20 protein-coding genes are annotated in these 18,876 nt (G+C 71.0%); 14 read left to right on the top strand and 6 right to left on the bottom strand.

Annotated elements, in window-relative coordinates; genetic code table 11:
- Window positions 1–46 precede the first annotated feature (46 nt).
- Window positions 47–460, bottom strand: a complete 414-nt coding sequence (locus ACIRSS_RS28095; RefSeq protein WP_400900029.1) for an NUDIX domain-containing protein — start codon at window positions 458–460, stop codon at window positions 47–49.
- 196 nt (window positions 461–656) lie between these two features.
- On the opposite strand from ACIRSS_RS28095, the gene ACIRSS_RS28090 reads away from it, so the two are divergent.
- The 7 genes from ACIRSS_RS28090 to ACIRSS_RS28060 all read left to right on the top strand — a co-directional run bounded on the left by ACIRSS_RS28090 (window position 657) and on the right by ACIRSS_RS28060 (window position 7,110).
- Window positions 657–821, top strand: a complete 165-nt coding sequence (locus ACIRSS_RS28090; protein ID WP_162146229.1) for a hypothetical protein — start codon at window positions 657–659, stop codon at window positions 819–821.
- A 20-nt stretch (window positions 822–841) separates the two neighbouring features.
- Window positions 842–1,402 carry a PH domain-containing protein gene (locus ACIRSS_RS28085; RefSeq protein ID WP_285999764.1) on the top strand — a complete coding sequence of 187 codons (561 nt, stop codon included), beginning with the start codon at window positions 842–844 and terminating at the stop codon, window positions 1,400–1,402.
- A gap of 47 nt (window positions 1,403–1,449) precedes the next feature.
- Window positions 1,450–2,313 carry a PHP domain-containing protein gene (locus ACIRSS_RS28080; RefSeq protein ID WP_400900027.1) on the top strand — a complete coding sequence of 288 codons (864 nt, stop codon included), beginning with the start codon at window positions 1,450–1,452 and terminating at the stop codon, window positions 2,311–2,313.
- Window position 2,314: 1 nt separating this feature from the next.
- Window positions 2,315–2,944, top strand: coding sequence for a MarC family protein (locus ACIRSS_RS28075; RefSeq protein ID WP_400900025.1), 630 nt, complete (start codon window positions 2,315–2,317; stop codon window positions 2,942–2,944).
- Between the two features lie 125 nt (window positions 2,945–3,069).
- Window positions 3,070–5,529, top strand: a complete 2,460-nt coding sequence (locus tag ACIRSS_RS28070) for an alpha-L-rhamnosidase C-terminal domain-containing protein (protein WP_400900023.1) — start codon at window positions 3,070–3,072, stop codon at window positions 5,527–5,529.
- Window positions 5,530–5,611: 82 nt separating this feature from the next.
- Window positions 5,612–6,463 (top strand): RecB family exonuclease, encoded by an 852-nt coding sequence (locus tag ACIRSS_RS28065; RefSeq protein WP_400901881.1) that lies wholly within the window; start codon window positions 5,612–5,614, stop codon window positions 6,461–6,463.
- A gap of 17 nt (window positions 6,464–6,480) precedes the next feature.
- Entirely contained in the window at window positions 6,481–7,110 is a 630-nt protein-coding gene (locus ACIRSS_RS28060) for a hypothetical protein (protein WP_400900021.1), read from the top strand.
- Here the strand turns inward: ACIRSS_RS28060 and ACIRSS_RS28055 are convergent.
- Window positions 7,103–8,458 (bottom strand): hypothetical protein, encoded by a 1,356-nt coding sequence (locus ACIRSS_RS28055; protein ID WP_400900019.1) that lies wholly within the window; start codon window positions 8,456–8,458, stop codon window positions 7,103–7,105. The two genes, ACIRSS_RS28060 and ACIRSS_RS28055, sit on opposite strands and share 8 nt — an antisense overlap.
- A 24-nt stretch (window positions 8,459–8,482) precedes the next feature.
- A complete protein-coding gene (locus ACIRSS_RS28050; RefSeq protein WP_400900017.1) occupies window positions 8,483–9,952 on the bottom strand; it encodes a DEAD/DEAH box helicase in 1,470 nt (489 codons plus the stop codon).
- Window positions 9,953–10,505: 553 nt separating this feature from the next.
- Here ACIRSS_RS28050 and ACIRSS_RS28045 point away from each other — a divergent pair.
- Window positions 10,506–11,159, top strand: coding sequence for a ferritin-like fold-containing protein (locus ACIRSS_RS28045; RefSeq protein WP_372672222.1), 654 nt, complete (start codon window positions 10,506–10,508; stop codon window positions 11,157–11,159).
- Window positions 11,160–11,279: 120 nt separating this feature from the next.
- The gene (locus tag ACIRSS_RS28040; RefSeq protein WP_013223016.1) at window positions 11,280–11,510 is read left to right on the top strand and encodes a DUF3107 domain-containing protein; all 231 of its coding nucleotides are present in this window, start codon (window positions 11,280–11,282) and stop codon (window positions 11,508–11,510) included.
- 60 nt (window positions 11,511–11,570) lie between these two features.
- Here the strand turns inward: ACIRSS_RS28040 and ACIRSS_RS28035 are convergent, their stop codons facing one another.
- Together ACIRSS_RS28035 and ACIRSS_RS28030 are read right to left on the bottom strand one after the other, a co-directional pair.
- The gene (locus ACIRSS_RS28035) at window positions 11,571–11,888 is read right to left on the bottom strand and encodes a DUF4873 domain-containing protein (protein ID WP_400900014.1); all 318 of its coding nucleotides are present in this window, start codon (window positions 11,886–11,888) and stop codon (window positions 11,571–11,573) included.
- Window positions 11,885–12,658 (bottom strand): TetR/AcrR family transcriptional regulator, encoded by a 774-nt coding sequence (locus tag ACIRSS_RS28030; RefSeq protein ID WP_400900012.1) that lies wholly within the window; start codon window positions 12,656–12,658, stop codon window positions 11,885–11,887. The genes ACIRSS_RS28035 and ACIRSS_RS28030 overlap by 4 nt, the downstream gene beginning before the upstream one ends.
- Before the next feature lie 55 nt (window positions 12,659–12,713).
- Between ACIRSS_RS28030 and ACIRSS_RS28025 the strand changes: the two genes are divergently transcribed.
- On the top strand, window positions 12,714–13,622 hold the full coding sequence (locus ACIRSS_RS28025) for a diiron oxygenase (RefSeq protein WP_400900010.1): 909 nt from the start codon (window positions 12,714–12,716) through the stop codon (window positions 13,620–13,622).
- Window positions 13,619–14,527 carry an alpha/beta fold hydrolase gene (locus tag ACIRSS_RS28020; RefSeq protein WP_400900008.1) on the top strand — a complete coding sequence of 303 codons (909 nt, stop codon included), beginning with the start codon at window positions 13,619–13,621 and terminating at the stop codon, window positions 14,525–14,527. The genes ACIRSS_RS28025 and ACIRSS_RS28020 overlap by 4 nt, the downstream gene beginning before the upstream one ends.
- 4 nt (window positions 14,528–14,531) lie before the next feature.
- Here the strand turns inward: ACIRSS_RS28020 and ACIRSS_RS28015 are convergent, their stop codons facing one another.
- Window positions 14,532–15,158 carry a TetR/AcrR family transcriptional regulator gene (locus tag ACIRSS_RS28015; RefSeq protein WP_086863845.1) on the bottom strand — a complete coding sequence of 209 codons (627 nt, stop codon included), beginning with the start codon at window positions 15,156–15,158 and terminating at the stop codon, window positions 14,532–14,534.
- 77 nt (window positions 15,159–15,235) lie between these two features.
- On the opposite strand from ACIRSS_RS28015, the gene ACIRSS_RS28010 reads away from it, so the two are divergent.
- From ACIRSS_RS28010 to moeZ, 3 genes are all read left to right on the top strand, one after another.
- Entirely contained in the window at window positions 15,236–16,309 is a 1,074-nt protein-coding gene (locus ACIRSS_RS28010; protein WP_400900006.1) for an alpha/beta fold hydrolase, read from the top strand.
- A gap of 80 nt (window positions 16,310–16,389) precedes the next feature.
- A complete protein-coding gene (locus tag ACIRSS_RS28005) occupies window positions 16,390–17,550 on the top strand; it encodes a DUF3152 domain-containing protein (protein ID WP_400900004.1) in 1,161 nt (386 codons plus the stop codon).
- Between the two features lie 92 nt (window positions 17,551–17,642).
- Window positions 17,643–18,818, top strand: a complete 1,176-nt coding sequence (moeZ, locus tag ACIRSS_RS28000) for an adenylyltransferase/sulfurtransferase MoeZ (protein ID WP_400900002.1) — start codon at window positions 17,643–17,645, stop codon at window positions 18,816–18,818.
- The last annotated feature ends 58 nt before the right edge of the window (window positions 18,819–18,876 follow it).

Raw genomic sequence — 18,876 nt, 5'->3', positions numbered from 1 at the left:
GGGGGTCTGGGCGGCGGCCGCGGTGCACCCGGCCCTTCACGGCCGTTCAGGCGCGGGGGAGCGCTTTCCAGTCGCGGAGCGTCACGTACAGGAGATCCACCAGCTCCCCGGCGGCCTCGAGCGCTTTCAGGTCTGCCGCATCGGACCAACGCGCGTCCGATGCGTCGTCACCCGCCGTGAGCACGCCGCCGGTCACGTCGCACCCGTAGTCGAAGATCTCGTAGGGCCCCCTGGTCACCGACCCCACCAGTGTGCCCGGAATCACGTCGAGCCCGGTTTCTTCGCGCACCTCCCGAACCACGGCCTCTTTGTCCGTTTCACCCGGTTCGACTCGGCCACCCGGCAGCGACCACTGCCCCGAACCGGGGTCGTTCCGGCGGCGGATGAGCAGCAAACGGCCGCGTGCGTCGTACGCGAGGCCGCCTACGCAGCGGATTGTGGTGCGGGTGGGGCCGTCCATGTCCCGAAGGGTAGACGTGACCGAACTGAAAACCGATGTCCTGTACACGGAGAGTAGCCGTACGGTACACTTCGGACCGCGTGCTGACCCAAGCGCGGGACTTACCTCCCGTGTGCCTGTTCAGTGCGGTACAACGTAAAAAGTCAGGATTTTTGCTGTTGTCCGGTGTCACCGTAAGAGACGGGATTTGATCGCGGTGAACGTGAAGAAGATTGCGGGCCTCGCCGGTATCGCGTTGGTGCTGTTCTTCGTCATTGCCCAGCCCGGTCAGGCCGCGGGCCTTGTCGGCAACATCATCGACTTCCTGCGCAGCTCGGCCGAATCGGTGATCACCTTCGTCAGCAACGTGTTCAAGGGCTGATCGGGGGCTACCCTCGAACCATGTTCGCGCCACGCGACCCCGACGAGTACCTCCTCGACACCGAGCGGCGGGTCATCCGGATCCGCCGCCACTGGGCGGTGCTGCTGTGGGACACCTTCGAGGCGGCCGCGCTGCTGGCCGTCTGCGTCCTGGTGTCCTACCTGCTGCCACCGGCGCTGTACATCGGCCAGAACATCCTCTGGTACGTCGCGCTGCTCGTCGTGCTGCGGTTCGCCTACGTGGTGATGGAGTGGTGGGTCGAGCGGCTGGTGGTCACGGACAAGCGGTTCGTCATGACCACCGGGGTGTTCACGACCAAGGTGCTGATGATGCCGATCAGCAAGGTCACCGACCTCAGCTACGTGCGCACCGCCACCGGCCGCATGATGGGCTACGGCACGATGGTCGTCGAGTCGGCCGGTCAGATCCAGGCGCTGAACCGGATCGACTACCTGCCGCGGCCCGAAGAGTTCTACGACACGATCTCGGAGCTGGTCTTCGGCGACAAGCAGAAGCAGGCCGAACGCTTCTCCATGATCAAGGCCCAGCGGGCGGCCCGCGGAAAGAAGCCGGTCGGCTGACAGTCCCGCCGAGCGTGTGACGTAGCGCATCGTCGACAATGGACGAGATGCGCATCGACCTGCACGCCCACTCCACCGCTTCCGACGGCACCGACACGCCGGCCGGTCTCGTCGCCGCGGCGGCGAGAGCCGGGCTCGACGTCGTCGCCATCACCGACCACGACACCACCGCGGGCTGGTCGCCCGCCACCGAGGCCATCCCTCCCGGGCTGACCCTCGTGCCCGGCGCCGAGCTCTCCACGGTGTCGATCGACCCCGAAACCGGCCGCCAGATCAGCGTCCACCTGCTCGCCTACCTCTTCGACCCGACGTCGGAGCCGGTCGTCACCGAGCAGACCCGGCTGCGCGTCGAGCGCCGCACGCGGCTGCGCCGGATGGCCGAGCGGATGGCCGCCGACGGCCTGCCGATCGACGCCGACGAGATCTTCGGCCTGCTGCCCGAGGACTCCCCGCCGGGACGCCCGCACCTGGCGCAGGCGCTGGTCCGCGCCGGGCTGGTCAAGTCCGTCGACGAGGCGTTCGCCGACTACCTCAGCCCGCGTCGCGGCTACTACGTCGCCCGCCGCGACACCCCGGTCGAGGAAGCCATCGACATGATCAGCGCGGCCGGCGGCGTAACGGTCATCGCGCACCCCTTCGCTTTCAGCCGCGGCGCCACGATCAGCGAGGACACCCTCGCCGGTCTGGCCGCGCACGGGCTCACCGGCGTCGAAGCCGACCACCCGAACCACGACGCGCCGACGCGGGCCCGCACCCGCGCGCTGGCCGGCGAGCTCGGCCTGCTCGTCACCGGGTCGAGCGATTACCACGGCACGAACAAGACGATCGCGCTCGGCGAGTGCACCACCGACCCCGGGCAGCTCGAAGAACTCGTTTCGCGGGCGACGGGGTTCCAGGTCGTGAAGGGCTGACATGGCCATCGCCGACTTCTTCGACGCGAAGCTCTTCATGAGCGCGACGATCACCCTCGTCGTCATCATGGACCCGCCCGGCACCGTGCCGGTGTTCCTCAGCCTGGTCGGCCGCAAGCCGGTGGCGACGCGGGCGCGCGCCGCACGGCAGGCCGTCCTGGTGTCGCTGCTGGTCATCAGCCTGTTCGCGGTCGCCGGCCAGGCGATCCTCGCCTACCTCGGCATCGGCATCCCGGCGCTGCAGGGCGCCGGCGGCCTGCTGCTCCTGCTCATCGCGTTGCAGCTGCTCACCGGCAGCGGCCACGAGCCCGAGGCGGCCGCGGAGGACGTCAACGTCGCGCTCGTCCCGCTCGGCACGCCGCTGCTGGCCGGGCCCGGCGCGATCGCCGCGACCATCGTGTTCGTCCGCCAGGCCGACGGCCACGTCGGCGCGTACATCGCGCTGGCGCTGGCGATCGTCATGACGCACTTCGTGATCTACATCTGCATGCGCTACTCCGGCGTCGTCATCCGGCTGATCAAGGAAAGCGGCATCACGCTGCTGGCCAAGGTGGCCGGCCTGCTGCTCGCGGCCATCGCCGTCGAGCTCGTCGCGAACTCCGTGCGCGGCTTCATCGCCGGCGGCAACTGACCCCGCCTTTCGGGTTGTCCTGCCGGACAGGAACCGGCGGGTTCGTTGACATCGTTGGCACCCCTCGCGCAGCCTGAACCTCAGCTCAGCGGTTGAAACGATTCAAACGCCTTGCGGAGGCCTCGATGAAGTGGCTCAGAGCAGTCCTGCCGGTCACGGTCCTGGTGGCGAGCGGCGTGGTGGCCGCGCCCGCCGGCGCCGCGCCGAGCTGGCAGAAGTACGTCGTCGCGCCGTCGACCCGGGACGTCCGGCCGGTGCGGGTGCTGTCCACGACCGGTGACGTCACGAACCCGGACGGCCTGCTCGGGAAGGGCGTCGCGACGTTCAAGCGGCAGGCACCGCCGCCGAAGCCGGCCTGGCCCGCGGGGACCACCGCGGCCGCATCGTCGTTCCACGCGCCGAACAACGGCGGGAACGGCCAGCCGCGGACCTACGACCCCGGCAACGCCGTCGACGGCAACACCGAGACGTTCTGGAACGACGACACGATCGGCGCCTACCCCGACGTCCTGACCATCACCTCGGCCGCGCCGGTCACGCTGCCCGGCGTCACGCTGCTGTCCAGTGTGGACGGTGTGCCGCAGGACTACACCGTCGAGGTGCTGGACGCGGGCGCGTGGCGCGTCGCGGCTTCGGTCAGCGGCAACACGGCCGTGCAGCGCGCGGTCGCGTTCGACCGGCCGGTCACGACCACGCAGGTCCGGATCACCGTCACGAAGGACCAGAGCACGCCGTCCGGCGAGTTCAGCCGCGTCACCGAGGTCTGGCCCGGCCTGGTCGCCGACCCGCCGGTGCCGGTCGCGGTGGTGGACTTCGGCAAGGTCGTCGCCGGCTACCCGAAGATCTCCTTCGCGGGCGCGTCGGCGAACCACCCCGGCGTCCGGTTGTCGTTCTCGGAAACCCAGCAGTACCTGGGCGAACGCTCCGACTTCACCCGCTCGGACTTCTCCGGCGGGCCGGGCAGCGACCAGTACGCCGTGCCGGCGACGCCGACGGTCTGGCGGGACGCGAAAGGGTGTCAGAGCGGGACGCAGGTGTGCGCGGACGGCCTGCACGGCTTCCGCTACCTGCGGATCAGCCTCGACGCGCTGGCGTCGGACGCGCCGCTCGCCCAGCCCTCCGGCGAGGTGCGGATCAACGGCGTCTCGCTCGACTTCACGCCGTTCCTCGGCACGCCGGACACCTACCGCGGCTGGTTCGAGTCTTCGGACGCCGACCTGAACCGCTACTGGTACGCGGCCTCGTACACCAACGAGCTGGGCATGGACACGTTCCGCGAGTCCGATGTGGACCCACGCGGCGCGTTCTCGCCGTCGCTGGCCGGGAAACTGGTGCTGCACGACGGCGCGAAGCGCGACCGGGACCCGTACGTCGGCGACGTCGCCGTGTCCGGGCTGACCGAGTACCTGACGCACCAGGACGGCACGGCGGCGAAGAACGTCCTCGCCGACCTCGCCGACCACCAGCGGGCCGACGGCTGGATCCCGCCCGCGTCGATCAACAACTACACGTTGCCGCTGTTCGACTATCCGCTCTGGTGGGTGACGTCGAGCTGGGACTACGTGCTCTACACGGGCGACACCGCGTACGCGGCTTCGTACTACTCGAACCTCGTGAAGACGCTCGACTCGTGGTACCCGTCGGTCACCGATTCGCGCGGGTTGCTCGCGAAGGGCCTTAACGGCACCGGCGGCTACGGCGACTACGCGTTCCTGCCGCGTACGGGCGAAGTGACGTACTACAACGCGTTGTACGTCCGGGCGCTTCAGGGCGCAGCGGGTCTCGCGCGGGCGACCGGGCATTCCGCGGACGCCGATCGGTGGCTCGCGCGTGCGTCCGGCGTGGCGTCGGCGGTGAACACCTACCTGTGGGATCCCGTGGCGGGGGCGTACCTCGACTCCGGGACGGGCGCGGTGCGCCACGGCCAGGACGGCAACAGCCAGGCCATTTTGGCTGGTATCGCGTCGCCTTCGCAGGCCACTGCGGCGCTGGCGCGGCTCGCGGCGGGCGCGTTGCCGTACGGGAACCCGTTCATGGACAACGACACTTTGGTTTCCGACGGCACGAAGCGCGTGTACGCGTTCACGTCGTTCCCCGAGCTGCAGGCGCGGTTCCGGAGCGGGCAGCCGGACTCGGCGATCGACCAGATCAAGCGGATGTACGGCTGGATGGCTTCGCACGACCCCGGGATCACGGCGTGGGAAGGCATCGGCGAGGGCGGTTCGCACTACGAGCAGGGGTACACGTCGGCGGCGCACGGCTGGTCGACGGGTGTGGTGCCGGCGTTGACCAACGAGCTTCTGGGCGTCTCGCCGGCTTCGCCGGGCTTCGCGACGTGGACCGTTGCGCCGCACCCGGGTTCGGTGGCTTGGGCACGCGGAGCGGTTCCGACGCCGAAGGGCGCGTTGTCGGCTTCGTGGTCTCAGCAGGGTTCGGTGTTCTCGCTGACGGTTTCCGCGCCGCGCGGGACGTCGGGGTCGCTGGTGGTGCCGTCGGGCCGGGTGGTGCTGCTGGACGGCAAGCCGGTGCGAAGCGGCTCGCTGGCGGTTTCCGGCGGGACGCACACGGTGCTGGTGGTGCGGTAGCCGCACTTTCCACGCGGGGTGGCCTCGCCCCGCGCGGAAAGTGTCGGTGGTGGTGCGTAGCGTGGCACCCGTGAAGGAGCAGATGGGGTTCGACTTCGGCGTCGCGCAACCGGTGCGGCTCACGAAGGTGTCGCCGGCGCGGCTGGCCACCTTCGACGACTGCCCGCGCCGGTACCGGCTCGCGTACCTCGAACGGCCTACCCCGCAGCGCACCGGGCCGTGGGCGCACAGCACGCTGGGCGCGGTGGTGCACAACGCGTTGCGGGCGCTGTTCGACCTGCCGGTGCTCAAGCGGGTGCCGCAGCGGGCGGTGGCGCTGGTGGCGGAGTTCTGGAAGGACGCGGGCTTCGAGAGCGAGGAGCAGGCGGCGCGCTACCGGGCGCGCGCGAAGGGGTGGGTGGCGGAGTACGTCGAGGACAACGACGTCACGCACGACCCGGTCGGGCTCGAGCGGTGGGTGTCGGCGCCGGTGAGCCCGTCGCCGGGGGAGAAGCCGTCGATGATCATCGAGGGCCGCGCGGACCGCATCGACGCGCGGGACGGGTCTTTGGTGATCGTCGACTACAAGACGGGCAAGCGGCCGCCGGACGAGTACGAAGCCCGGGCGTCCCAGGCACTGGCGCTGTACGCGGTGGCGGCGGCGCGGACGCTGCGGATGCCGTGCACGACGGTGGAGCTGCACCACCTCCCGACGGGCACGATCGCGGCGGCCGAGCACACGCCGGAGAGCCTGCAGCGGCACCTGCAACGCGCGGGTGAGACCGCCGCGGACCTGAGGCTGGCCACGGATACCCTGGACGCGGGCGGCGACGCGGACGTGCTGTTCCCGGCCCGCCCGGACCGCCGTTGCGCCTGGTGCGACTTCAGGCCGAGCTGCGCGGTGGGGCAGGAGGCCGCCCCGCAGGCGCAGCCCTGGGAGCTGCTCGCGCCTTGACAGGGGAGAGGAAGAGGTTGGCTTCACCGGACACCGACGAGTTGCAAACCGGAGCGGCTGGCAGGCCGGCCCGGGGGCAAAGTGCGGCTGGGGGGCAGCAGACCGAGCCGCTGGTAGCCGGGGGCGAGCCCGGCGCCGCCGGGCTCGAAGCGGCTGCGCCGCAGCAGACCGAGCCGCTGGCTACCGGCACCGAAGCGCCGGGGCGAGCGAAGTCGGCTGCTGCTGGTGGTGCTGAGGTCCAGCAGACCGAGCCGCTCGCCGCCGAGCCCGTCGCTGCCGAGGCTCAGACCATCCCTCAAGAACGCGTCGAACCCGAGCGGATCGAGCCCGCCGAGCCCGCCGATGCCGGCGAAGAGCCCTCCCGGCCCGCCAAGGAGTCCGGTCGCTGGTGGCGGGGGTTCACCGGCTCACTCGCCGCCGGTCTCACCGTTCTCGCCGTCGGTGTCCTCGTCGTCGCCGGTATCGATCTCTACACCGGTGCTCCCGGGCCCGGGGCTGTTCTCCTGATCGGGCACCCCGTGGCCGCCGCGCTTGCCCTGGTGGCCCAGCGCGTCGCCGATCGGCGCAATGGCGCTACCGCCGCCGGGGCCGGGCTGGCCGTTGTCCTCTTCGTCGTCTCGGCCCTGACCCTGTTCTGGCTTACTTGAGCGCCGAGAGGGTTCCGCCGCGCTCTTCCAGCAGCACCGGCCCCGCCGCGGCCAAGCGCACCACACCGGCGTAACCGCGGCGGTCCACCCCGACCGTCCGGATCGTCGACGCGTCGTTCTCGTTCAGCACCGCCAGCCCGCCCTTGATGGGCACCACCAGCTGCGAAGCGAACAGGATCCCCGGCCCCGAAGCGCTGCTCAACGTCCACCGCGGCGACAAGTCGTCACGCGACAGCGCCACCACCTTCGACCCGCTGAACCAATACACGTTCTGCGTCGTCTGGGTCGTCGCCTCGACACCCGCCGGCGGGTCCTGCGCCAGGTCCGAAGCCGGCACGTCCAGCGGGTACGCCGCGCGCTGGGAACCGTCGCCGTTGTAGACCACCATGAGCTTCTGGTCCGGCAACACCACCGCCGTCAGGTCGCCCGACATCGCGATCACCCGCGCGCGCTTGCCCGCCAGGACCGAACTGAACGCCACCTGGGGCTCGTCGTCCTTCTCCGGCGCCGCCTTGTAGACCGTCAGGCGGTCGGCCGGGTCGCCCGGGCAGCGCTCGATCACGCCCACCTTGCCCGACGCCGCCGCGACCGTGCCGTACGTGCAGCCCGTGCGCGGCTGCTTGCCCGCGTTGACCAGCGCCGGGACCTGGCCGTACTCGGCGCTCTGCACCAGGTCGTCGCGCCACGTCGTCAGGAGCTTCTTGCCCGTCGCCGTCACGTGCGAGCCGTCGCCGACCAGCTGCGTGCCCAGCTCCGCGTTGCCGTTGCGCTGTGCCGTGATCCGGCCCGTGCCCGGGTCCAGCTGCGTGACTTCGCTGCACCCCTCGGACTTCGAGAAGACGGCGTTCAGCCGTCCCCACGTCTCGTTCAGCGTGCACAGCGGCAGGTCACGCGTGTAGTGCCAGCGGATCTGGCCGGTCAGCGGGTCGCGCGCGGCGACCTCGCCGCCGTCCGCCGTCGCCACGGTGTCGGCGGCCACCACCGGGACCGGCGTCGCGCCGCTGCGGGCGCTCCAGATCTCGGTCAGCGAGCCGGGGACCTTGTCCGGCGCCGCCGGCAACGGCGGGGGCGGCGTCGCCTCGGTCCGGTCGGTGGCCGCGCTGTCGCTCGTCACGCCGATGACCAGCGCGACGGCGACCACGGCGACCGCGATCAACGCCGCGAGCACCCGGTCCCGCCCGCGGTTCCACGGCGATCGCCGCGCCTTGACCCGCGGAGCAGGCGGGGCGGGAGGAGGGGTCGGAGCGACGTCCTCCAGGACGTCCTCGGAGCCGTACTCGGGGGCCGGTTCCTCCGCGGGCGTGACTTCTTCAGGCGCGCTTTCGGGCGCCTTCTCGTCTTCGCTCACTTACCCGACCCCCGTGCGTAGGCCTCAGTCTGCCGACGCAGGTGTATCAGACGTCGCGGCGGGACGGCGACGGCGGCGCCGCCGAGCGGGCCGCTCGGCGTTCTCGCCGGCTTCCTTCTCGACCGCGGGACCGGTCGTCTCCGGCGCGGTGCCGCGGGTGCGGCGACGCGACCGGGTGCGTCCCTCCGAAGCGGGCGCGTCCTCCGAAGAAGGCGCGGCGGCGGCGTTGTCCGCGGCCTCGATCGCCTCGGCCGACCGCGAACCACCGCGGGTCCGCTTGCGCGGGGTGCGGTTGCGCTTGCGCGGCGCGTCTTCCGACGCCGTGTCCTCGGTCTTGCCCCGGCCACGCGGGCCGCGGCGCTTGCCGCCCAGGTCCTCTTCCACCTCGGCGCCCAGGCCGGCGCGGGTGCGCTTGCCCAGCGGCAGCCGGCCGGTCGTGCCCTCGGGGATGCCCAGGTCGGCGTACAGGTGCGGGGACGACGAGTACGTCTCCACCGGCTCCGGCTTGTCGAGGCCCAGGGTGTCCGAGATCAGCTTCCAGCGCGGCTCTTCGTCCCAGTCGACGAGGGTGACGGCGACGCCGGTCCGGCCCGCGCGGCCGGTGCGGCCGATGCGGTGGACGTAGGTCTTCTCGTCGTCCGGGCACTGGTAGTTGATGACGTGCGTGACGTCGTCGATGTCGATGCCGCGGGCGGCGACGTCGGTCGCGACCAGCACGTCGACCTTGCCGGAGCGGAACGCGCGCAGCGCCTGCTCGCGGGCGCCCTGGCCCAGGTCACCGTGCACGGCGGCGGCCGCGAAGCCGCGCTCGACCAGGTCGTCGGCCACCTTCTGCGCGGTGCGCTTGGTGCGGCTGAAGATCATCGTCAGGCCGCGGTCCTTCGCCTGCAGGACGCGGGCGATCACCTCGGGCTTGTCCATCGAGTGCGCCCGGTAGACGAACTGGGTGGTGCGCTCGTGGATCGCGCTCGCGTCGTTCTCTTCGGCGCGGATGTGCGTCGGCTGGCGCAGGAACGTGCGGGCCAGCGTGATGATCGGGCCGGGCATGGTCGCCGAGAACAGCATGGTCTGCCGCTCGTCCGGCACCATCCGCAGGATGCGCTCGATGTCGGGCAGGAAGCCCAGGTCGAGCATCTCGTCGGCCTCGTCCAGCACGAGGCCGCGGACCTTGCCCAGCACGAGGTGCTGCTGCTCGGCCAGGTCGAGCAGGCGGCCCGGGGTGCCGATCACGACGTCGATGCCCTTGCGCAGGGCTTCGATCTGCGGCTCGTACGGGCGGCCGCCGTAGATGGCCAGGGTGCGGATGCCGAGGTGCTTGCCGGCGCCCTTGAGGTCGTTCGCGACCTGGATGCACAGCTCGCGGGTCGGGACCACGACGAGCACCTGCGGGGTGCCGTCGCCGGGGACCTGCACGCGGTGCAGCAGCGGGACGCCGAAGCCCAGGGTCTTGCCCATGCCGGTGCGGGCCTGGCCGATGAGGTCGTCGCCGGCCATCGCGAGCGGCAGCGTGAGCGCCTGGATCGCGAAGGTCCGTTCGATGCCGGCCTCGCCGAGGGCCTTGACGATCTCCGGCTTGACGCCGAAGGACGCGAAGGTCGGGGCCTCGGGCTCGACCTCGACGCCCGCCTGCAGCGGGTGCGAGGTGTCGAGCGCGGCCGGGCCGGTCTCGCTGTGTTCCAGCGCGACGGCGGGGGTCTGTTCGGTTGTGGGAATTTCTGCGGTCAGGGTGATCGCCTCTCTCGTGACCAGCGCGCACAGCCGTGGGTCCGCTCGACACTCGACCGGGAGTAAACCCTGGTCCCTGGCGCTGAACTGGAGCGCGGAACCGGTCCGTCCCGGGAATGCCGGAAGAGGCGTGCACGCACATTGCAGTACGTCGGCAAGCCGCGTGACCTGCCTGTTCCCGACGCCGGTATGGCGTACGGAAGCTTCTATACCATTCGCAGTGTACCTGGTCAGCAGTTTTTCGACACTACCCGGCGCGCCGGAACCAGTGGGATCGGTCTCGTCGCGGCACGCCCGGGTGCTTCGGCGATACCCTGCCCCCGTGACCGAGCCGAAAGAGATCTCAGAGGGCGTAGTCGACCTTCTGGGTGTGATCGCCTACCTCGAACTGTCCGCGTTCGACCGGATGGCCGAAGACGCGCGCAGCGCCCCGACCCTGGCCGGGCGGGCGGCGCTGGCGCGGATGGCGGCCGCGGAGATCGGTCACTACGGCCTGCTGGCCGACCACCTGGCCGCGCACGACGTCAAGATCGAAGACGCGATGACGCCGTTCGTGGCCCAGGTCGACGCCTGGCACGCGTCGACGCCGCCGAAGTCGTGGCTCGAGTCGCTGGTCAAGGCCTACGTCGGCGACGGGCTGGCCGCCGACCTCTACCGCGAGATCGCCAGCTGGCTCGACCCCGAGACGAAGGACCTCGTGCTCACCGTGCTCGCCGACACCGGCCACTCCGCGTTCGCCGAACGCGAAGTCGCCGCCGGCATCGAAGCCGACCCCAAGACCCGTGACAAGCTCGCGCTGTGGGGGCGCCGCCTGCTCGGCGAGGCGCTCACCCAGGCCCAGTACGTCGTCGCCGAGCGCGACGGGCTGGCCGAGCTGATCATCGGCGGTTCGGGTGACCTCTCCGGAATTGCGGCACTGTTCCGGCGGTTGCAACAGGGGCACACGAAGCGCATGCAGGCGCTCGGCCTGGGCTGATCGGCGATGGAGTACCCGGAAGTGACGACGCGGTCAGGCGCGGACATGCGCCACCGGAACGAGCCGGTTCGGTTAGCCTTGGCCGGCACATCCCTTACGAATTTCCAGCGGAGGTCCCACGTGGAGGTCAAGATCGGCATCAAGGACACGCCGCGCGAGCTGGTGGTGTCCAGTGGCCAGTCTCCCGAAGAGGTGGAGAAGCTGGTCGCCGAGGCCCTGACGGCCGGTGACGGGCTCTTCCGCATCAACGACGAGAAGGGGCGCAAGTACATCGTCCCGTCCGACCGCATCGCGTACGTCGAGATCGCTCCGTCCGACGTCCGCAAGGTCGGCTTCGGCGTCGGCGACTGACCCACAGCCAAAAGCCGTGAAGGCCGCCCCGGGACGTCCCGGGGCGGCCTTCACGGACTTTCAGGCGTTGAGTTCTTCCAGCGTCGTCGGCACGTGGAACGGCGGGGTGCTCGTGCCCATGATCCGGTAGCGGCCCCACGGGTCCGGGTCGGACAGTTCCCCGGTGGCCGAATGCGCGCCCGCCTGGATCGTGACCGGCTTCTTCTTGCCGCCGGCCAGCTCGGTCAGCTCCTCGTTCACCGCCACCCGGCCGTACCAGCGGTAGAACCCGTCGATCGGCTGGAAGTAGCCGCGCAGCTCGACCGTCACCGGCAGCGAAACGCCGTCGACCACCAGTGTCGCCTCGCCGCTGTAGCCGTCTTCGTCGTGCTCGCTCATGACGTCTCCTTCGCCGAATCCGGCTCCGAGCGGCCCAGCTGGACCACCTTGTTGGCTTCCAGGGGCAGGTTCGGGTCGATGACCACGCCGTTCTGGCGGGTCAGCCCGTCGATCGCCGCCCAGATGATCTGCGTCAGGTACTCGACCACCGCGTCGCGGCCCATCGAACGGCGGTCCAGCCACCACTCGCCGGTGTTCTGGACCATGCCGACGATGCCGTGCGCCCAGGGCTCGGCCGCGCCGGAGTCCATGTTGAACATCCGCATGTAGTCGCCGAGCAGCGCCGTCAGCGCCGTCGCGATCAGTTCCTTGTCCTCGGCCACGACGTCCGACGACACCGGCTTCTCCGGCCGCCCGTGCGCCAGCAGCCGGTACAGGTTCGGGTGCTCCTCGATCACCGTGAAGAACGCGTCGAGCGCCATCCGGATCCGGGGGACCGGTGCGAGTTCGGCGTTGATCGCCGGGATCAGCCGCTCGAACAGGATTTCCGTGCCGCGCTGGCCGAGGGCCACATACAGGTCGGCCTTGTCGTCGAAGTGCCGGTACAGCACCGGTTTCGTGACGCCGGCCTCCGCGGCGACGTCCTCCATGCCGAGGTCCGGGCCGTGCGCGTCGAGCGCCCGCAGCGCGGCCTCGACGAACTCCTTGCGCCGCGCGATCCGGTGCTTGCGCCAGCGGTCGCGGCGGGCGTCGCCGGTCGCCTCCTCGTCACGCGACGAAGACCTGGGCTGCTTTCCGGAGCGCTTGACACGTTCGATCACGGGGCTCATGCTACGCACAGGTAACTGTTACCTCAAGTTACACATTGCGGAAGGGGTGTCGGCAATGACGCGGACGCTGAAGGAACCGGATCGCGAAAAGACCGCGGACCGCCTGCTGAAGTCGTCGGCGAACAAGTTCTACGACCCCGACGTCGACATCGACTGGACGGCGCCGCTGGTCGAGGGCAAGCGCTTCATCCTGGACGAGCGCTCCTCGCTGTACGGCACCGAGCTCTGGGAGAAGCTGACCCCCGAGCAGCGCATCGAGCTGGGCAAGCACGAGGTCGCGAGCGTCGCGACGACCGGGCTGTGGTTCGAGATCCTCCTGATGCAGATGCTGCTCAAGGAGGTCTACGAAGAGGACCCGACGTCCGCGCACGCCCAGTTCGCGCTCACCGAGATCGCCGACGAGTGCCGGCACTCGACGATGTTCGCGCGGATGGCGTCGCGGATCGGCTGCCCGGCCTACGGCCCGGTGCCGTGGCTGCGCAAGCTGGCGAAGCTGATGCCGTCGATCTCCTACGGCCCGGCGCGCTACGGCGCGATCCTGGTCGCCGAGGAGGTCCTCGACCGGCTGCAGCGCGAGCAGATGAACGACGAAGGCGTCCAGCCGCTGGTGCGGATGGTCAACCGGATCCACGTCCTCGAAGAGGCCCGGCACGTCACCTTCGCCCGCGAAGAGGTCACGCGCGGGATGGCGAAGCTGTCGAAGGCCGAGATCGCCTACCAGCAGTTCATCATCGCGCTCATCTCGTACTTCGTGACGCGGGCGTTCATCAACCCGAACGTCTACAAGGCGGTCGGCATCCGGCCGCGCGACGGCGTCGAAGCCGCCCTGAACAACCCGCACTGGCAGGGGACGATCGCGTGGGCCGGGGAGAAGATCATGCCGTTCCTCGAGGAGTCCGGCCTGGTCGGGCTGCCCGGGAAGTACTTCTGGCGCAAGTCGTTCCTGCTCCCGGCGGGCCGATGACCACCGCGTCGCGGCTGCGCGACCCCTCGATCGAGCACCGGTTCGTCACCAGCGACGGCGCTGCGCTGCACGTCTCGCAGTCCGGGCCGGCCGACTCGGCCGTGACGCTGGTCCTGGTGCACGGCTGGACGCAGGACCACCGCACGTGGGACTTCGTGCTGCCGCACCTCGACCCCGGCGTGCGCGTGCTCCGCTACGACCTGCGCGGCCACGGCGGCTCGGCGCACGCCCGGCCCGGCGGCGCCACGATCGCCCGCCTGGCCGACGACCTCGCCGAGCTGATCGCTTCGCGGGTGCCGGCCGGGCCGGTGGTGCTGGCCGGGCACTCGATGGGCGGCATGACGCTGATGGTGCTCGCCGAACGGCACCCGCGGCTGGTCGAGGAGCGGCTGGCCGGGGCGGCGTTCGTCGCGACGTCGTCGGGGGACATGGACAAGCTGACGCTCGGCTTCCCGGGCCTGGTCGGCCGGGGCGTGACGCGCTTCGAGCCGCGGGTGGCGAAGCTGCTGGCCGGGCTGAAGTCGGACACGCTGCGGCTGCGGCCGGGGATGGTCCGCTCGGGCGCGCGACGGCTGGTGTTCGGGCTCCGCCCCGGGCGCGAGCAGGTGGACAGCGTCGTCGAGCAGCTGCTGGCGGCGCACCCGGCGAGCGCGGGCATGTTCCTGGACGCGATCGCGTCCCACCGCGGCGTGGGCGGGCTCGGCGCGCTGTGCGACGTCCCGTCGGTGGTGCTGGCGGGGGAGAAGGACCGGCTGTGCCCGCTGGCCCACGCGAAGGTGATCGCGGACGAGCTGCCGCACGCGGAGTTCGTCCGGTTCCCGGGCGCGGGTCACATGCTCCCGCAGGAACGCCCGTACGAAGTGGCCCGCCGGATCTCCGCGCTGGTCCGGACCGCGGCCCGCTGACCGGTCAGGCGTCCTTGAGCGGGAAGCCACCGCCGATGCCGCGCCAGGCCAGGTTGGCCGTCAGCGCCACCGCTTCCTCCTGGCTCATCGACTGGTGGTGCTGGAGCCAGAACCGGGCGCTGACCTGGCTCATGCCGACCAGCCCCACGGCCAGCAGCCGTGCCTTGTCCTCGTCGAGGCCCGCGTCCGCCGTGATCGTCTCGGTGATCGCGTCCACGCTCGCCGACGTCGCCCGGTCGACCGCTTCCTGGACCGCCGGCTCGCCGCGCAGGTCGGACTCGAACACCATCCGGAACGCGCCCGCGTCCTCGCTGACGAAGTCGAAGAACGCGCCGACCGTCGCCGGGACGCGCTGGCGGTTCTCCGTCGTCGAGTCCAGCGCCGTCTGCACGCGCTTCACCAGCTCGTCGACGTGGCTCTCCAGCAGCGCGATGTACAGGTCGAGCTTGCCGGGGAAGTGCTGGTAGAGCACCGGCTTGCTGACACCGGCCACTTCGGCGATCTCGTCCATCGCGGCGGCGTGGTAGCCGTTCTCGGCGAAGACCCGCTGCGCCGCGGCGAGGAGCTGGGCCCGCCGTTCCGTCCGGGGCAGGCGCACCCCACGTTGCTGCAGCCGCGTCATCTCCGTCATGCCCGTCCTCCCGTCATCGCTTCTTCGACGGGCGGGGTCGCCACCGCGTGAAGTCGACCTGAAGATTACTCGCCGGTATGTATGCCTTGCCACGGGTCGGGCATCCTGAATCCGTGAACACCGCCGCGACCACGCGGGCGCCGCTGACGCACGTGCCCCTTTCGACCAGGGAATTGCCGTCCCTCGAGCCGTTGAAACCGCCGTGGCCCGGGACCTTCGAAGAGGTCGGGACCGCCCGGCTCCACGTCCGCCGCACGCCGGGCCCGGACGGCGTGCCCGCCGTCTACGTGCACGGCCTCGGCGGCTCGTCGACGAACTGGACCGACCTGGCCGCGCTGCTCGCGCCGGTCGCCGGCGGCACCGCGCCCGACCTGCCCGGCTTCGGCTACTCCGAGCCCGAAAAGGGCTTCGACTTCAGTCTCCAGGCCCACGCCGAGGTCGTGGCGCGGCACATCGAAACCGGGTTTTCGGGGGTCCGGGTGGCGGAGCCCCCGGCTCGGGGCGGAGCCCCGGCTGTCGCTGCCGGCGCGCCGGTCCACCTGCTCGGCAACTCGATGGGCGGCGCCATCGCGCTGCTCATCGCCGAGCGCCGTCCCGAGCTGGTCAAGACGCTGACGCTCATCTCGCCCGCCATGCCGGACCGCCGCCCCGACCCGCGGCGGCTGTCCGACCCGCGGATGGCGCTCGCGTACCTGCCGCTGGTCGGCGCGCGGGTGCGGGCCCAGCTGGCCGCCCTCGGCCCGCGGGAACGCGCCGCGCAGGTGATCAAGCTGTGCTTCGCCGACCCGTCCCGGTTCCCGGCCGAACGGCTCGACGAACTGGCCGAGGAGCACGGCGCCCGCGCCGGGCTCACCTGGGCCGCCCCGGCGATGGCGCGCAGCACCTTCGCGATCTTCCGGGCGTGGTCGACGCTCGGGAAGGCGTCGCTGTGGTCGGCCGCCCCGCGCGTCCAGGCGCCGACGCTGGTGGTCTGGGGACGCGAGGACCGGGTGATCTCCGTGCGGCGCGCCCTGCGCACGGCCCGCGTGATCCCGAAGGCCCGGCTGCTCGTCCTCCCGCGGACCGGGCACGTGGCCCAGATGGAGCGCCCGGTCGTCGTGGCGAAGGCCGTCCTCGGCATGTGGGAGCACGTCGAAGCCGGGACTTGGTAGTCCGATCGGGTGACAACAAATCACCGGGTGGACCGCCAGTCGCCGATAACGGTTCGGTGGCGCTGTGGCACCCTGGTGCGGTGGATCGGGTGAAGCAGGACGCGCGAGGCGACGATCGGCGGGCTCCCCACCGCGCGTCGACCCGCCGCGCGACCGGCAGCCCGGAGCCCGGGGACGCCCCGCGGACCGGGCAGTACCGCCCGGCCAAGCCGGCCGCCCAGCGCGTCGGCGAGGACCGCTACCGCCCCGGCGGACGCCGGACGAGCGCCGAGCCGCTGAGCGCGTCGTGGAAGCCACGCGTCGAGGCCTCGCGCGAGAAGGCCGCGCCGCCGCAGAAGACGGGGATCGCGAAACTCACCGGGACCTACGGCTGGCGCGTCTACGCGCTGCCGATCCTCGTCGTGCTGACCGTGCTCGTCGTGGTCAACACGGCGAACAGCCCGGCCCAGCCGATCGCCGAACAGGGCGCCACGCCCGGCGTCGAGTCGGCGGGCGGCGACGCGGCGGGCGGCGCCATCGACGGCAACGGCGAGCAGGCGATCCCGGAGAACCCGGCCACCCCGGTCAAGCTCGACGTCCCGACCGCCGAGCTGCCCAACGGCAGCCCGTTCACGCAGGCGGGCACCGGCCAGTGGCACGTCGTGCCGGGCACCGGCCCGAAGATCGGCACCGGCAAGCTCTACACCTACACCGTCGAGGTCGAGAACGGGATCGACCCGGCGAGCTACGCGGGCGACGACGCGTTCGCGGCCGCGGTCCAGGGCACGCTGTCGGATCCCAAGAGCTGGACGTGGGACGGCAAGATCGCGCTGCAGCGCGTCGACGGCAGCTTCCCGAACCCGTCGTTCAAGGTGAGCCTCACCACGCCCGAGACCACGCACCGCGCCGACGCCTGCGGGTTCCAGATCACCTTCGAGGCGTCCTGCTACCGCAAGAGCCTCGGGCGCGTGCTGATCAACCTGGCCCGCTGGGTGCGCGGCGCGAAGGCGTTCGGCGCCGACATGACCGGGTACCGGCAGTACGCCATCAACCACGAGGTCGGGCACGCCCTCGGCAACCAGCACGTCGGCTGCGGCGGCAACGGCCAGCCCGCGCCGGTGATGATGCAGCAGTCGTTCGGCGTCTCCGACGACTACGTGTCGATGCTCAACGACATCCCCGGCGGCGACAAGGGCAAGGTGGCCAAGGACGGCCGCGTCTGCGTCCCCAACGCCTGGCCGAACCCCACGCCGAAGCAGTAGCGCGTCCCACCATCCGGACGCGGGAAGGCATATTTGCCCCCGCGCGTTGTGCATAGTGGGATGGACGCGATCCGCGCGAGATGGAGGACCCGATGTCAGCACTGCCGCCGCTCGTCGAGCCGGCTGCCGAGCTCACCAAGGAAGAGGTGGCCCGGTACAGCCGTCACCTGATCATCCCCGACGTCGGGGTGACTGGGCAGAAGCGGCTGAAGAACGCGAAGGTCCTGGTCATCGGCGCCGGCGGCCTCGGCAGCCCCGCGCTGCTGTACCTGGCCGCGGCCGGCGTCGGCACGCTCGGCATCGTCGACTTCGACGTCGTGGACGAGTCGAACCTGCAGCGCCAGGTCATCCACGGCCAGTCCGACGTCGGCAAGCTCAAGGCCGCGTCCGCGCAGGAGTCGATCGCCGAGATCAACCCGCTGGTCAAGGTGCACCTGCACACCGACCGGCTGGACTCGTCGAACGCGCTCGAGATCTTCGAGCAGTACGACCTGATCGTCGACGGCACCGACAACTTCGCGACGCGCTACCTGGTCAACGACGCCGCGGTGCTGCTGGGCAAGCCGTACGTCTGGGGCTCGATCTTCCGGTTCGAGGGCCAGGTCAGCGTCTTCTGGGAAGACGCGCCGAACGGCAAGGGCCTCAACTACCGCGACCTCTACCCGGAGCCGCCGCCCCCGGGCATGGTCCCCTCCTGCGCCGAGGGTGGCGTGCTGGGCGTGCTCTGCGCGTCCATCGGCTCGATCATGGTGACCGAGGCGATCAAGCTCATCACCGGCATCGGCGAGCCGCTGCTCGGCCGCCTGATCAGCTACGACGCGCTGGAGATGAAGTACCGCGAGGTCAAGATCCGCAAGGACCCCGAGACCCCGAAGATCACCGAGCTGATCGACTACGAGGCGTTCTGCGGCGTGGTTTCCGATGAGGCCGCCTCGGCCGCGTCGGGCAGCACCATCACGCCCGCCGAGCTCAAGGCCAAGTTCGACAGCGGCGAGAACTTCGCCCTGATCGACGTCCGCGAGCCGCACGAGTACGAGATCGTCAACATCAAGGGCGCGACGCTGATCCCGAAGGACCGCATCCTCTCGGGCGAGGCGCTGGCGGAGCTGCCGCAGGACAAGCCGATCGTCCTGCACTGCAAGTCCGGCGCGCGGTCGGCGGAGGCCCTCGCGGCCCTGCACGCGGCCGGCTTCAAGGACGCGACGCACCTCGGTGGCGGCGTGCTGGCCTGGGCCAAGCAGATCGACCCGAGCCTGCCGACCTACTGACAGTGGTTCCCCGTGAAGGCCGCCTCCGGAGTCGGAGGCGGCCTTCACGGCGTTTCGG

It is taken from the genome of Amycolatopsis sp. NPDC101161 (genome assembly GCF_044768185.1).
In the GTDB taxonomy this organism is placed as follows: Bacteria; Actinomycetota; Actinomycetes; order Mycobacteriales; family Pseudonocardiaceae; genus Amycolatopsis.
Note: the sequence above shows the minus strand (reverse complement) of the source record. Positions and strands in the feature narration are given on the sequence as shown.

Bases quoted from the DNA above. Each gene is read 5' to 3' on its own strand.
- ACIRSS_RS28095 (WP_400900029.1), bottom strand. From the start codon at position 460: ATGGACGGCCCCACCCGCACCACAATCCGCTGCGTAGGCGGCCTCGCG.
- ACIRSS_RS28035 (WP_400900014.1), bottom strand. From the start codon at position 11,888: ATGAGCGAGCACGACGAAGACGGCTACAGCGGCGAGGCGACACTGGTG.
- ACIRSS_RS28015 (WP_086863845.1), bottom strand. From the start codon at position 15,158: ATGACGGAGATGACGCGGCTGCAGCAACGTGGGGTGCGCCTGCCCCGG.
- ACIRSS_RS28085 (WP_285999764.1), top strand. From the start codon at position 842: ATGTTCGCGCCACGCGACCCCGACGAGTACCTCCTCGACACCGAGCGG.
- moeZ (WP_400900002.1), top strand. From the start codon at position 17,643: ATGTCAGCACTGCCGCCGCTCGTCGAGCCGGCTGCCGAGCTCACCAAG.
- ACIRSS_RS28050 (WP_400900017.1), bottom strand. From the start codon at position 9,952: ATGGCCGGCGACGACCTCATCGGCCAGGCCCGCACCGGCATGGGCAAG.
- ACIRSS_RS28065 (WP_400901881.1), top strand. From the start codon at position 5,612: ATGGGGTTCGACTTCGGCGTCGCGCAACCGGTGCGGCTCACGAAGGTG.
- ACIRSS_RS28020 (WP_400900008.1), top strand. From the start codon at position 13,619: ATGACCACCGCGTCGCGGCTGCGCGACCCCTCGATCGAGCACCGGTTC.
- ACIRSS_RS28080 (WP_400900027.1), top strand. From the start codon at position 1,450: ATGCGCATCGACCTGCACGCCCACTCCACCGCTTCCGACGGCACCGAC.
- ACIRSS_RS28070 (WP_400900023.1), top strand. From the start codon at position 3,070: ATGAAGTGGCTCAGAGCAGTCCTGCCGGTCACGGTCCTGGTGGCGAGC.
- ACIRSS_RS28025 (WP_400900010.1), top strand. From the start codon at position 12,714: ATGACGCGGACGCTGAAGGAACCGGATCGCGAAAAGACCGCGGACCGC.
- ACIRSS_RS28010 (WP_400900006.1), top strand. From the start codon at position 15,236: ATGTATGCCTTGCCACGGGTCGGGCATCCTGAATCCGTGAACACCGCC.
- ACIRSS_RS28030 (WP_400900012.1), bottom strand. From the start codon at position 12,658: ATGAGCCCCGTGATCGAACGTGTCAAGCGCTCCGGAAAGCAGCCCAGG.
- ACIRSS_RS28075 (WP_400900025.1), top strand. From the start codon at position 2,315: ATGGCCATCGCCGACTTCTTCGACGCGAAGCTCTTCATGAGCGCGACG.